The organism is Variovorax rhizosphaerae, assembly GCF_037889975.1.
GTDB classification, from domain to species: Bacteria; Pseudomonadota; Gammaproteobacteria; order Burkholderiales; family Burkholderiaceae_C; genus Variovorax; species Variovorax rhizosphaerae.
Genome location: NZ_JBBKZT010000011.1, coordinates 24874 through 38769, shown reverse-complemented (window position 1 = coordinate 38769; position 13896 = coordinate 24874). Strand labels below are relative to the sequence as shown.

At 71.5% G+C, this 13896-nt stretch carries 7 protein-coding genes; all 7 read right to left on the bottom strand.

The window, feature by feature from the left end; all coding sequences use genetic code 11:
* Nucleotides 1–25: 25 nt before the first annotated feature.
* A complete protein-coding gene (locus tag WKW82_RS22925) occupies nucleotides 26–505 on the bottom strand; it encodes a hypothetical protein (RefSeq protein ID WP_340344655.1) in 480 nt (159 codons plus the stop codon).
* Between the two features lie 36 nt (nucleotides 506–541).
* Nucleotides 542–1036 carry a hypothetical protein gene (locus WKW82_RS22920; RefSeq protein ID WP_340344654.1) on the bottom strand — a complete coding sequence of 165 codons (495 nt, stop codon included), beginning with the start codon at nucleotides 1034–1036 and terminating at the stop codon, nucleotides 542–544.
* Nucleotides 1037–1049: 13 nt separating this feature from the next.
* Nucleotides 1050–2486 (bottom strand): phage tail sheath C-terminal domain-containing protein, encoded by a 1437-nt coding sequence (locus WKW82_RS22915; RefSeq protein WP_340344653.1) that lies wholly within the window; start codon nucleotides 2484–2486, stop codon nucleotides 1050–1052.
* A gap of 37 nt (nucleotides 2487–2523) precedes the next feature.
* Nucleotides 2524–3360 (bottom strand): hypothetical protein, encoded by an 837-nt coding sequence (locus WKW82_RS22910; protein WP_340344652.1) that lies wholly within the window; start codon nucleotides 3358–3360, stop codon nucleotides 2524–2526.
* Complete coding sequence (locus WKW82_RS22905; RefSeq protein ID WP_340344651.1) at nucleotides 3360–7325, bottom strand: hypothetical protein; 3966 nt, start codon at nucleotides 7323–7325, stop codon at nucleotides 3360–3362. The genes WKW82_RS22910 and WKW82_RS22905 overlap by 1 nt, the downstream gene beginning before the upstream one ends.
* Nucleotides 7326–7327: 2 nt before the next feature.
* On the bottom strand, nucleotides 7328–10483 hold the full coding sequence (locus tag WKW82_RS22900) for a hypothetical protein (RefSeq protein ID WP_340344650.1): 3156 nt from the start codon (nucleotides 10481–10483) through the stop codon (nucleotides 7328–7330).
* Between the two features lie 70 nt (nucleotides 10484–10553).
* The gene (locus tag WKW82_RS22895; protein WP_340344649.1) at nucleotides 10554–13895 is read right to left on the bottom strand and encodes a hypothetical protein; all 3342 of its coding nucleotides are present in this window, start codon (nucleotides 13893–13895) and stop codon (nucleotides 10554–10556) included.
* Between the last annotated feature and the right edge of the window lies 1 nt (nucleotide 13896).

Below are 13896 nucleotides of genomic sequence, written 5' to 3'. Positions count from 1 at the left end.
GCACGCCGTTCTTGGCCAGTGCGCCTCATCGCGCCACCGCCCCGGCCGGCCGCTCGTCGCGCGCCAGCATCTCGAGATACAGCAGGATCTGCCCGACCGTCAGCGCCGAGCAGTCCGCAGGCGTCCAGCCGAACTCGCGCGCGAGGACGAAGCAGGCGCGCGTCAGGGGCGCCTTGACGGCCTTGTCGAGATCGTCGTCCGCCATCGCCAGCCCGGACAGGCGGTTCACCTGCTCGAGCAGGAACTGCAGCAGCCCGGCCGACAACGCAGCGACCTGATCGACCGACAGCTTCGGCTCGACCAGCGCCTGCTGCACCATCAGAACGCTCGCCAGCACGCGCTCTTCCCGGGCGGCCTGCGCGACGCGCTGCACCGCACCCGCTGTCAGCGCCTTCAGCGTGACGCTGCCGGGCGCGTCGGCACCGAGCAGCGCCGCAGGCACGTCGATGCGGTGCGTCGCCTGCGCGCCGGCAAGCAGGTCTTCGGGGGTCAGTGTGCGCATCATGGGCGAGCGCTGAGGGCGCTACGGGGCTGGTTCATTTCATGCGCTCGCGTCTTCGACCTTCACCCACAGTGCCCGGAAGCTGACCTTCTCCATCGCGAAGTCGTCTTCCGGCAACTCGTAGAACCATTCCTCGAGCTTGACGCCCATCACCGTGACGGTCGACGAGGTTCCCGGCAACGACGGGTTCTCGAGCCGCAGGCTCAGGTTGAACGACGGGCTCGGGAAGCTGCCGGCCGGGCGGCTGTCGGCGGCCGCGCCCAGCATCAGCTTCAGCAGCGCGCCGTTGACATAGGCCCGGTCGATCGATCCGTAGACGTTGATGTTGCCGGGGCGCAGCTCGGTGGCGAAGCGCTGGCCGAGTTCGTGGAAGGGCTTGACGTCGTTGGTGACACGCACCGTGACGCCGGTGACACGGCCGATCGGCGTCAGCGAGTAGGCATCGTTGACGGAGCTGGCGGCGTCGCCTTCGACACCGGCCTCGGTGGCCAGCGAGATCGTGCCGTCGGAGCCGCGGTAGACAGTGGTGGGCATTTTTGCTTGCTCCTCAGGACAGATTCATGATGACCTTGATGAAGTCGATCGAGAACGTCGGCATCAGCGTCATCGTGACGATCGCCTGGCCGTTGATCTCCTGCGCGCGCGTGGCCGACACGTCGAGCGTGTAGCCGACGAGCATCTCGTCGAGCACCATCCCCGACAGGAAGCCGTCGAGCGTGGCCTTCAGCGCGGCGCGCACGCGCGAGTTGTTGAGCCGGCCGATGTAGGGGTTCGAGCCGACGCGCACGCCGGCCTTGGCATAGTCGACGATGCGCCGCACCGAGATCTGCTTGAACGCGCCGGTGTCGGTCGAATTGCCCTTCAGCACGCGGAAGCCGAAGCTCTTGTTCAGCACCAGCACGCGGTTGCCGAGCAGGTTCTTGCGCTCGGCGCGGGTGTATTCGCGCGTCAGGCCATCGGCGGCAACATCCTTGTTCGTCAGGCTGATGTGCGGCGCCAGGGTCGCGAGCCTTCCTGCGACCAGCGCCGCGGCATACGCAGCAGGCAGCTTGACCTGCTTGTTCGCTTCGCCGGCGCGCGCCGCGTCGTCGGCCAGGATGCCGGGCGCGACGAGTACGAAGCGCGGGTTGCTGGCCTTCGACACGTCATCGGCCGCCAGCGTCGCCGGCACGTCGCTGGACGCGCCCATGACGGCAATGCGCTCGCGGCCGTCGTTCTCGGTCTCCTCCAGGTGCGCCAGCATGGTGCCGGCGCCGGTCTTGGCATCGAAGCCGCCGGCGACGACGATGTTCACCGGCTGCGTCGCCAGCACCGCCAGGCCGGCGGCGAGTTCGGTCGTGGTCGCCGCAACGCCGTCGGGGCCGCCGAGGTCGGCGCCGCTCGCAGCCACGACCGCGGCAACGGCCGTGCCGCGGCTTGTGGCCGCCAAGCCGGTCGGCACGACGAGACGGCTGCCGTCCTTGATGGCATCGAACAGCGCGCCGGCGTCGGCGCCGGTGAACGACTCCTTCAAGCGCCCCAGCGTCAGCGTGAGCTCGGCGGGCTTGGCGCTGGTCGCGGCCGTGAAGGCCGCGGCGATCGCGTTGGCCCAGGTGCCGGGCGACGTCGCGGTCAGCGTGAACAGCAGCGCCGAGGCCGCGGCGTTCACGCTCCACGTCATCGACTTCATCTGTGCGTCCGCCGCGAGGTTGGCGACGCGCACCGCATACACCGTGCTGCCGCCGCCCTTGAACACCTGCTCCAGCGTCCGAACCAGGGTCAGCGCCGGCGCTTCCGCCGTGCCGGGGAAGCGGTCGTACGACCCGAAGGTGTCGATCGCCTCGCCGAGGCTGCCGAGGATCACCGCGGTGCCGACCGGCCCGCGGTTCGCGGTGCCGACGACACCGAGGTTGCCGGTGCTGATGCCGCCGACGCCGATCAGGCCCTCGGATCGCACCTCGATGTAGGTGCCGGGCTCGATCATCTCGCTGATCACTTCGCTCATCGCCGCTCTCCTGGGTGGGTTGCTGGGTGGGTGGAGGTCATGGTACGACCTCGAAGGTCTCGGTCGTCGCGTCAGTCTGCATCGCGACGGGAATGCGCAGGATCACGCCGCCCGACGAATCCGGACGGTCGATCGGATGTTCGTACTCGAAGGCGAAGTCGAGACCGCGCCCGCGCGCATTGGCGAACGCGGCGTCGGGCACGGCAATGCTGGACACGCGGTTCAATGCGATCTTGCGCAGGCCGGCCGGCAACGTGCCGAGCTCCTTGTCGAGCGCGTCGATCACGGCGCCGGCAAAGGCCTGCACGTCGGCCGCCGCAGCGGCACGGATGTCGACGTGCAGCATGCCCGCGATCGGCGTCAGCCGCCGCTCCCACTGGCCGATGCGGTAGGTCGCGACGACATGGCCCGCCGGCGGCAGCGCAGCGCCGAACAGCAGCGTGCCGATGGGGGCGTCGGGCCGCACTTCGTTGGCGCCGGGCGCGGCCTTGACGACCGTGCGCGCTGCGCCGGCGACGCTGACCTGCAAGTCGGCAGCCTCCAGCGGCAAGTCGGACCCGTCGAGCTTGACCCAGCCGCCGTGCGGCATGACGAGCGTCCGCCGGTCGGTGCTGAGCAGCCGGAAGGTGGGCTCCTCGGGCAGGACCGGGTTCGCGAGGTCGACGGTCGACGTGACCGGCAAGGCACCCGTGATGAGCGACGCGCGCTCGCCGAGACCGGCGCCGAGCCGGTGCACCTCGGCGAGCGACAGCACGACGGCCGGCAGCTCGCCGGCAACCGCGGGCTCGGCAGCGCCGATGCGCGCGCCCGCCAGCGCCGGGCGTGCCGCCAGGTGCGTCGCCAGCGCGTCGAGGAATGCGGTCTCGGCAGCCATCACAGGAAACGCAGCGCGCGCAGCGCGGCGTTGTTGGAATTGGCCATGTCGGTGAACAGGCGCCAGAACGCATCCTGCGACGCGATGCCGGCGCGTTGCGGCTCGGGGTCGGCGCTGTCGTGCGAGCGGATCAGCGCGATGAAGGCGATCGCGTTCGGGAAGTCCGCTTCCGGCACCGGCGCAACGTTGAAGTCGAAGCGCGCGAGGCGCGTGCCGCTCGCCGGCACCGTGACGTTAACGGCATCGACCGGTGCGATCACCTGCCACTTGGTGGCGTCGAACGGCGGCCCGGACTGGCCGGGTGCGGCACTGACCGGCGCGTTCGGCAGCGCCCAGAACAGCTCGACGTCGACCGCGGTGTCGGCCGGCTGGCGGTTGTGGACGCGCACGTAGACGACGTTGTTGCCGCCACCGCCGCGCACGCGGTCGAGTTCGCGGGCGTCGCCGAGGTCGGTGAACGCCGCAGCCGGGTCGACGACCGCGGCTTCGACGACGATGATGTCGGGGCTGCGACCGCCGAAGGCGACACCGCCGAGGCGCCCGTCGTCGTCGACGCCATCGCGGATGTAGAGGTCGGGCTTGAACGCGCCGACGGCGGCGACGCGCAGCGCGACCCGGCGCTCGGCGCGCAGCAGCGCGACGATGGCTTCCGATGGCGCAGCCGGCATCGCGTCCACGGCGCTCGTGCACGCCGCGAGCAGCGCTACGCTGCCGCCCGCCAAAGCCAGCGGCGGCACCCAGTCGAATCGCGCGACCTCAGGCCGGTTGGCGCGGATGCGGTTCAGCGTCACCGGGTGCCCGGCCCGCTGCCACGCGGCCTTCGGCGCCACGGGGACGGCGGCCGGTGCCGGCAACGGGTCCTGCGCGAACGTGGCCCAGAAGCCGGTGTGCAGGTCGGGCGCCGCGCCCGCAACCGCGGCGGCGAAGTACAGGTGCACCGTCACCGGCGCCAGTGCGTCCCAGCCGCTGGTGTGCACCTGCACGTAGACGGCGTTGCTTTCGCCGGGAACGACGGCGCGCGTGCGCAGATCCTCGTCGAATTCGACCCCGTCCATCACGTCGTCGAAGAACTGGAACGGCCGGTTGTCGATGCGGATGTCGTAGGCGTCCTGGTCGGTGAAGGCCAGCGGCGCCGGCACGGTCGGAAGCCGCGGGTCGCCGCCGTACTGGTCGGGCTGTGCCGCGGCCGGCGCCGCGTTCAGCGTCGCCGGCGCCGGACGCGGATAGCTCAGGCCGCTTTCGACGACGGTTTGCCGGATGTAGAGCCGGTGCCGCGGCCCGCCGGCGGCCAACGGCCCGGCGTAGTTCGTGATGTCGCAGACGTGCATGCCGCGGCCGTAGGTCGCAGCCACCAGTCGCTGCCGCACGACCGCCTCGACGCTGCCCGCCGCGGCGCCGCCGTTCACCGGCAGCGTCTGCAAGGCCAGGTCCTTGATCAACGTCAGCGGCAAGGCGCCCGGCGCGCCGCGCGCGTTGAAGGCGAACCATTGCGGGTTGAACGCCGGCACCGCGCCGGCGGCAGCCGGAACGCGCAGCGGCGGCAGGTTGCGGATCACGTAGGCGCCGGCGATCGTTCCGCAGTAGAGCACCTGCGCCGCGCCGGCGGCCGGCTGCGGATCGAAGACCAGGCTCGTGAACGGCGACGGCGGCAGCGCCTGCAGCGGCGGCACCGCGACCGGCGGGCCGACCGACACGAGGCCCGTGACGTCGGCCCAGTTCAGCCCGCGGTCGAGCGACAGGAAGACCTGGCCGCGGAACGGGAACGGTGTCGCTGCAGTCACCGCCGGGTTCCGCGTTGCGGTGGCGACGGCGACGTAGTTGGTGTCCGCCGGATGCACGGCGATGCGTGCGATCAGGCTCAGTGGATTGACGCCCGGCGGCGTGACGTTGGCCCACGCGGGCGCCGCCGGCGGCGCGTTGGCAGCGACGTGCACGACGCCGACGCTGGTGCCGACCCACCAGTCGTCGGTGGTCGCGACGTTGGTCGCGGTGCCGTAGGCGATGGCGCTGGCGTCGCCGCCGCCGAACGCCGGAATCGCCGGGTTCACGAAGATGCCGCCGTTGTTGGCCGTCACGCGCACGCCGCCGGGCCGGCCGACGATGAAGTGGTTGGCCGTCGCGCGGTGCTGCTCGACGATCGGGATGAACAGCGTCGCACCCCCAGCGATCGGCGCGATCTGCACCGCGAAGAACTCGTTGCCCGGCGCCAGGTCGCCGTTGATGCGGCGCCGCTGCACCAGCGGATACACGCCCGGGGCCGGCGACATCGCGCTGCCGGCGACGACGTTGCTCAGCACGACGGCGTTCTGGTGCGGCGCGATGTAGGTGCGCGGGTTGTTGATCGTGAATGCCATCTGCCCGCCGTCGGCGTCGCTGACCACGTGCCAGCTGTCGCCGCCGAAGGTGATGTAGCTGGCGTTGTCCTGCAGGCCGCCGCCGACCATCGTCGGATGGCTCGGGTTGATCGCGATGTCGTTGAACTGCGCCGCTTCGATGCCGTGGCTGCGCTTGCGCCAGTTGGCATCGGTCAGCGGATTGGTCTGCACGATGTCGGGCGCCATCGAGATGCCGCCGTCGTTGCCCACCCAGATGCGGCGCGGGTCGGCGCTGTCGAAGACGATCGTGTGCTGGTCGCCGTGCTGCGAGCGGTCGCCGTCGCCGAAGTTGGGCCAGTGGATGATGCGCTGCCAATTGGCGCCGAAGTCGCGCGTCAGCGCGAGGTTGATGCCGCCGGCAACGACGATGGCCGGGTTGTCCGGGTGGCACTCGATGACCATGTGCGCCCACGGCTGCCCGCCCTGGCCGACCGCGATGCCGTCGCCGATGGTCGATGCCGGCGACGTCGGCGATGCCAGCGCCGGACCCGCGGTCCAGGTGGTTCCGCCGTTGGCCGAATGAAAGATGTCGAGCACGGCGCGCGGGTCGGGATTGCCGATCGGCTGGCCGTTCTCGAACATCGCGTAGACGTGGTCGGGGAAGGATCGGCAGACTGCCAGCCGGATGCGGTCGTGCGTCAGGCCCGCCGGCGCGCTGATGCCCGGCAGTCCGCCGCCGAGCGGCACGGCTTCCCAGACGGCGTTGCCGCCGACCGCGGGGTCCCAGACACCGCGGAAGACGCCGAAAGCGCCGAAGCCGACGTGCAGGCGGTAGGTCCGCGCACCTGCCGGGTTGTCGGCGATGACGACATCGGTGGCGACGCAGCCGAAGGCGGCTTGCGCCGGGTTCGTCATCGCCGGCGGCGGGTTCGGCACCGGCTCGCGGAAGAAGCTCACCGGCGGGCCGGGCTCGCGCCGCCACAGACCGGTGCTGCTGGCGATCCAGCAGCGGCCGGCGTTGCGCGGATCGAAGGCGATGCGCGAGTAGCGGTCGGCGGCGCCGTTGGCCATCGGCACCGCGGGCGGGAGCGGGATCGGGTTGCCGGCCGTTGCCGCGGCCGCCTGCGCCGCGGCGACGATGCCAGACCACGACCCGACTTCGGTGGTGAAGCGCACCGGCACCGCGGCCGTGTCGCAACGCAGGAAGCCGATGCCGGCAGCGGCGGCGTCGAACGCCGTGATCGGCGCGCCGGCCGAGTGGATCGACACCGGCTCGCCGGTGCCGACGTAGATGACGGTCGGCTGGTTCGGGTCGATCGCCAGGGCGCCGACGGCGAAGGCGTCTTCGGGCTGGCCGATGTGGTCCCAGGTGTCGCCGCCGTCGGTTGTCCTGAAGACGCCGCCCATCGCGGTGCCGGCGTAGAGCACGAACGGGTTGCGCGGGTCCTGCGCCAGCGCGCGCACGCGGCCGCCGATGTTGCGCGTGCCGAACGGCGCCCAGGGCAGCGCCGCGGCGTCGGTCGGCACCGTGGTCGCGTGCGCCAGGCTGGCGGTGACGGCCGGGGTGTAGAAGCGCTCGGCGATGCCCAGGGCCGCGAAGAAGGCTTCGTTGCGGCCGAGCGGGTCGTCGCCGAGGAGTTCGTCTGCCATGGCTAGACCGGGCTCGGAAGATCGAACAGGAACGCAACCGCGCGCGACAGCGCCAGGTTGCTCGGTGCGCCGGGTGCGACCGATGTGTCGGCAACGGTGTCGGTCGCAGGCCGTGCCGCCATGTCGAGCCACTGCGCGAACAGCGGCGACCAGCCGAGGCGGTTCGACAGCGGCTCGCCGGCCGCAGCCGGCGTCAGCAGCGCGGCGGGCATGCGCGGCTGCAGTACATCGGCGTGGTCGGCGTGGCCGTGCTTTTCGCTCACGGCCGAGCCGCCGACGAGCATGCGCCACTCATTGACGCGGCGATGGTCGAGGTTCCAGTTGCGCAACACCTGCCATGCCTTGCCGATGGCGCCGTGGCGCTGGTCGAGTGCGCCCGCAGCGACCGCCGCGCGCTCGTTGCCGAGCAGCAGGTGCGACTGCACGCCCAGGCACAGCAGCGTCGCGACATCGGCTGCGCGGTCGACGACCGACTGGCCGGCGAACAGTGCCGACGGGTCGGCCGGCGACACCGCGAACGCCTCCTGCGTGCGCCGGCCCGGCCGGCCGAAGGCGGCGCCGACGACGGGGGCGACGATCGGCGAAGTCGGTATGGCGACGCTGAACGGCAGCTCGAGCATCAGCGTCGTCGCCGACGCGACCGAGACGACGGTGCGCGTCTCGGCCGGGCCGCCACCGGGCGGCGTCGCGGTGATCAGGTCACCCGGGGCGAAGACCTGGTCGAAGTTCGTGCCCGTGCCGTCGAGCTGGCGGAAGGTGACGTTGTTGTTGGCGACCGTGCCGACCCCAACCAGGTCTTCTTCGCGGTCGCGCACGCGCCGGGCATAGGTCTGCGCCGCGGCGAACGGCGCTGCCGCGGTGTTGACGGTGAGGTGCTGGTCGTCCTGCACCGCAACGACGACGCGCGCTTGCGTCGGTGCGCCGGCCGGCGTCTCGATCACGTCGCCGGCGACGAAGGTTTCGAGGAATCGCGTGTTGGCGTCACCGACGAGCGCCGTGACGTTGGGGCCGACGACCGGCGTCAGGTTGCCCGGGCCGACCACCGCCACCGCGCCCGGCAGCGCCAGCAACGAGCCGGCGCGACCGGCGCGGACGGCGATCGCCGCCAGCGGCGCCAGCTTCAGCACGTAGGGGTCGCCCGCGGCCGGCACGGCCTTGAACTTCAGCGCTTCGGTGTCGTGGCCTTCGACCGTGGACTCGTCGTCGCCGTGGTCGGCGAAGACCATGCCGCCGCCGAGTTGCGGATCGAGCGGCTCGTCGGCGAGGAACGGCTCGACCGTCAGCTGGCCGCTGAAGTTGCCGGCGTTGTCGGTGACGGCCTTCTTCAGCAGCGCGGCGTACTCCTTGGCCGTCATCGGCGCGATCGGCGCCAGCACCTGCTGCACCGCGCCGCTGCCGTCGGCGGCGAAGGCAAATTCGAGCGTGTGCCGGCGCGAGCGGATGAAGAGGTTGCCGGGGCCGGTCCACGTCAGCTTCAGCACCGGCATGCCTGCGGCGGGGAAGAGACGCTGCGCCAAGGTGGACGGCGGCGCCGGCACCGCGGCTGCGCCGAGCTGCGCGTCGTCGATCAGGCGCAGGAACTGGCGCCGCGCGCCGATGAAGTCGTTCCGCCTGGGCACCGGGATGCCGGTCTCGACCAGCGTCAGCAGCGCGCTCATCACGAGCCACAGCACCGCGGTGATGACGAGCCACAGCACCGCGTAGCCCCAGAACTTGCCGCTGTCCAGCCCCTTCTCGACCTGCTCTTCGGCGCCGAAGTGCAGGAAGGCGACGAAGCAGACGACGAAGAAGAGCGCGACGACGAGGTGGCTGATCGACGCCATCGCCAGCTGCCAGCGCCGCGGGTCGTCGCCGCCGGTGGCGAGGACGTAGACGATGTGCGCGATTTCGAGCGCGACGGGTATCGCGAACAGGAACAGCCAGCGCGCCCAGTCCGGCATCCCGGTGTGCAAGGTGGCGAAGAAGACGATCGCCGCGACCAGCACGACGATGCCGTTGACGAGGCCGAACACCGTCTGCTTGCCGCGGCCGTGGTAGTCGTGCGTCATCAACCACGCGGTGATCGCCAGCGGCACGAGGCCGTTGGCCGCGAGCGGAAAGGTCATGACTTCGAACAGCGCGCGTTCGCCGTCGCGCTGCTCGTCGGGCGGCTTGCCGGCGAAGAACGGGTCATTGTCTTCGCGGCGCAGGTGGCGGCCTTGCGGCAGCAGCGCCGAGAACGGGAACATCAGCGCCGGCCATGCGAACATGAAGAGCGTCGCCAGCAGCCAGTCGCCGTAGGTCCAGGTGTAGTTGCGCTCGGCGAGCAGGCGGTACGTGCTGTAGCCGTCGCGCACCAGGTCGGCACTCAGCACCGGCGGCCCGGCTTCGGCCAGCGCGTCGTTGTAGGCCTTCGAGCCCGGCACGCGGGCGCCGGCGCCGTAGATGTCGGCGGCGGCGCCGGCGTAGGCGTCGAACAGCAGCGTCGGCACCTGGTCGGGAACCGGCAGGAAGCCGTTCCAGTCCTTGCCGCGCGGGTCGTTGCGGTGGTAGACGCCGCGCGACACCGCTTCCTCGATCGCGCCGCGCACGGCATCCGGCGTCGCGCGGTCGCGCTTCGGCAGCAGTGTGCCGAGCTCGAAGGCGGCGGCATCGACGAACGGCGCCGCCACCGCCGATGCCGCGACGTGGCAGGCCTGGCCGAGGACGAAGGCGCGCGCCTTGGCCAGCAACGCATCGCGCGCCGCGCCCGGGGCTTGCGCGCTGATCGCGTTGACGAGGCGGTCGCACTGCGCGAGCAGGAAGTCGGTGCTGCGCGCCAGCACCTGCGAACGGGTCGGGTCGGGGTTGCCGGTGCGCAGCGTGTCCACGAGCCACGCCTGCCTGGGCACATAACGCGCCGAGAAGCGCGTGATCTCGGGGCCGAGCGAGCCCATCATGGCGAACTGCGACACGCCGGTGGCGAGCCACGGCGCGAAGGTGTCGGGGTCGAAGCGGGTGGTCGGCTGCGGCGCGGAACTCAGCGCCTGCAACGCCTGGCGCGCGAGGAACAGCACCTGGCGCTCGATCTCGTTGACCGTCGTGCCGGCGAGCGCCTTGCCGCGGAGCAGCTTCTCGATGCGTTCGAGCCGCTTGCGCGCGAGCAGCAGCACGGACGTGTAGGCAATGAGACCGCTCATGTTGCCCCCTCGGCGCTGCGCGCCGTCCCCCCGAGGGGGAGTGAGCGCCTTCGGAACGGCCGTGCGTCGCTCATGTGGTCACCTCCACGTCGACCGAGCCACTGCTGCCGCCGCCGCCCGACGGCAGCGCATCCTGCAGGCGCTGGAAAGCGGCGACCGTCTCGTCGAGCCCCTCGTCGACGTCGTGCGCAATCGAGTCGAGCAGCTCGGTCACGGGCGCCATCAGGGCTTGCAGGTTCAACGCGTCGAGCGCATCCACGATCTCGCGATAGATGGCGACCGGGTCGGCCAGCAGCTTCTCGGCCGACAGCTTGTCGAGCAGGCGCGCCACGGTGTCGCGCAAGGCGTCGAGCGCCGTCAGCAGCGCCTGCAGCGGGTCGAAGGCCGCGACCTCGGCCTTGAGCGCGTCGACTGCCGCCAGCGGCGATGCCAGCAGCACTTGCGGCGACAGCGCCTGCACTTCGGCGAGCACCTGCTGGAACACGCCGTCCACCGCCTGCGTCAGTGGCGCCAGGTCGATGGCCGCGATCAGCGTCTGCAAGCGCGCGACGGCTGTCTTCAGCGGCAGGATCACGGCGTCGATCAGTGCCAGCACGCGCTCGCGTACCGCGACGAAGATCGGCGACGTCATCCCCGCCAGGCGCGCCGGCGGCGCCACCTCGAACAGGCGCCGCAGCATCTGCGGCACGCCGGCATCGACCTCGGTCAGGCCGGTGGCGCGGACGAAGGCGCGCAGGCTGTTCAGCAGCGTCAGCACCGGCTCCAGGCAGCGGTGCAGCTTGTCGAGCGTGGCATCGACTTCCGACAGGCCGGTGCGCGCCAGCGTGTCGGCGATCGGCAGCGATGCGTCGAGCAGCGCCAGGTAGCGGTCGCGATTGGCGGTCAGGCGCGCCCAGTCGGCCTGCACGTCGAGCCGCAGCACGACTGCCTGCAGGCGCGCCTGGTCGGGGGTCGCGCCGGCCAGCGCCGCGGCCAGGCTCGCGGTCGCGGTGCGAACCGGTGCGAGCCGTGCGGCCAGCGTGCCGGCAAAAGCTGCGATGTCGATCGCGGCGACGGCGTCGTGGGTGCGCTTCAGCGCGCCGGAGATCGCCGTGCTGCGCGCGCCGAGCGCGGCCGCGCCCGTGCGGCTGTCGATCCAGCCGCTGACGGCTTCGAACGTGTGCGGGTAAATGCGAGCCGCCGACCCGGTGTGCAGCGCCGCGACGATGGTGCCGATCCATTGCGGGCTGTTGCCGTCGGGCAGCTTGAGCACGAGAGCCTGCGCCTGGCCGAGCAGGTCACCCAACTGGCCTTCGAGCTGCGCCGGGTCAAGCAGCGCCAGCGCCGCCGCGGCCTGGGTGTGGATGGTGTCGAGCGCCGGCGACCACTGCTCGATCGCCAGCGTGTCGAGCACCTTCTGCCGCGCCGCGGTGACGCGTGCCTCGATGGGCGCCGCGAGTGCGGCCGGCGAATACGCCTGCACTGCGGCGATGGCCTGGTCGAAGCCGTCCTGCAGCGGCTGGATCTGCGCGCGCACGTCGAAACCGGCGATCTGCGCCTTGACGTCGTCGATCAGGTCCTGCACCGGCTGCAGCGTGACCGCCGGGGCGAGTTCGCGGATGCGGTCGGCCAGCTCGCCGATCTGCGTGTCGAGCTGCGCCAGGTATTGCTGCGGGTCGTGCTCGCGCAGCACCTCGACGAGCGCGTCGAACTTGACCTGGATGCCGGCGATCGCTTCATCGAGGTCTTCGCGGGCGCTGAACGTGCCGTCGGGGCCGATGCCGACCATGCCTTCGATCTGGGTTTCGAACGCCACCAGGTCGACGGCCTTGATCGGCGCGATGGCGGCATCGACGTCGGCCTTCATCGATTCCGGCAGCAGCGAGAAAGGCACCGCGGCGACGACGTCGGCTGCGCTGCCGATGGCACCGACGGCGGTGTCGAAATAGGGCTTCAGCTGTGCCTGCGAGAGGGCTTGCGTGAACTCGCCGATGCGCTCGGTCAACTGGCCCGCGATGGCGTCGAGGTGCAATCCGTCGACGAAGGCGCGGGCGTCGGCGAAGACCGCGGCGACCGCTGCCTGGAAGTCGTCGACCGTGCCTTCGACGGCACCCAGTGCCGCGACCGCTTCCCCGGCGGCTGTCTCCAGCGCCGCGCCGATGTCGCCGACGAGCGCAGCGATGGCCTGCAGCGCCTGCGCGATCGGCTCGATCAGTGTCGTCACCGCGTTCGCCAGGTCGGCCAGCGGCAGGTCGACGACGACGCGCTTGACCGCATCGAGCGCGGCACGGATCGACACCACCGCCGATTCGATGAGCCCCGACAGGTCCGCCAGCGGCGCGGTGAAGCTGTCGATGCCGCTCGTCAGCGGCTCGACCAGCGCCGCCGGGTCCCATGCCGCGACCTGGCCGGCGACGGTCGCGACCTGGGCTTCGGCCTGCGCCAGCAACGCGTCGAGCGACTGCGCCGGCGCGCGCGAGAAGTCGAGCGACGTGAACGCCGACAGGCCGCCGAGCGCGTTGCGCAGCAGCGTCTCGAGCTGGCCCAGGTCGATGTCGCGAAGCAGCGCGGCGGCAGCGGCGACTTCCTGCTGCACCTGCTGCATGTCGAGGTACGCGAGCGTCGCTTCGCCGAGGCCCATCGCCGCCGCCAGTTCCTGCTCAACGTTGCCGATGCGGTCGGCGAGCTGCACGAGGCCGTCGGTCGTGGCGCGCACCGCGGCCGCGTCAGCCGGGTCGGTGGCGGCGATGCGCGTGGCCAGCGTCGGCTCGGCGAGTGCCAGCAGCTGGTCGAACTGGCGTTGCATGTCGGGGCCATCGAGCCGATCGGCGACGACCGCCGTCAGCCGCTGCGATTCTTCGAGCACCGACTCCAGCATCATCAAGCCGCCGATCGCGCGCACCAGCGCATCGATCGCCGGCAGCAGCGAAGCGACGCTCCCGACCGCCGGCGGCGGCGTGATGCCCACCGCGCCGAGCAGTGAATTCAGCAACGCGCCAAGCGTGGCGCCCTTCGGCGAGTCGGCGAGCAGCTTCGACAGTCGCAGCAGCACGCCGAAGAGTCCACCGTCGCGCGAACCGCCTTCGAGCTCTGCGGTGAGCTGCGCGAGCAGCGCCTCGATGTCGCCGCGCAGGTTGCCCGCGGTCAGCAGTTCGACGCTGTCGAGCGCGCGCGTGATCGAGCCGAACAGGTCGCCGGGACCGCCGAGCGCCGTGATGCCGGAGCCGATCTGGCCCGCCAGGCGTTCGATCGTCGGGCCAAGCGCGCCGACGTCGAACGACGCGGCGCCGGACGCGATGGCGCCGACGTCGCCGCTGCTGTCGGGAACGGGGATCGTCACCAGCGCCGAGGCATGCACGCCAAGCTGGTTGCCGAACGCGCTGACCAGCGCGCTCGCGTCGAGCTTGAGCGAGATGTCTGCGGCGAGTGCCATG

Coding starts and splice junctions, on each gene's coding strand:
- WKW82_RS22925 (WP_340344655.1), bottom strand. CDS start 505: ATGATGCGCACACTGACCCCCGAAGACCTGCTTGCCGGCGCGCAGGCG.
- WKW82_RS22920 (WP_340344654.1), bottom strand. CDS start 1,036: ATGCCCACCACTGTCTACCGCGGCTCCGACGGCACGATCTCGCTGGCC.
- WKW82_RS22915 (WP_340344653.1), bottom strand. CDS start 2,486: ATGAGCGAAGTGATCAGCGAGATGATCGAGCCCGGCACCTACATCGAG.
- WKW82_RS22910 (WP_340344652.1), bottom strand. CDS start 3,360: ATGGCTGCCGAGACCGCATTCCTCGACGCGCTGGCGACGCACCTGGCG.
- WKW82_RS22905 (WP_340344651.1), bottom strand. CDS start 7,325: ATGGCAGACGAACTCCTCGGCGACGACCCGCTCGGCCGCAACGAAGCC.
- WKW82_RS22900 (WP_340344650.1), bottom strand. CDS start 10,483: ATGAGCGGTCTCATTGCCTACACGTCCGTGCTGCTGCTCGCGCGCAAG.
- WKW82_RS22895 (WP_340344649.1), bottom strand. CDS start 13,895: ATGGCACTCGCCGCAGACATCTCGCTCAAGCTCGACGCGAGCGCGCTG.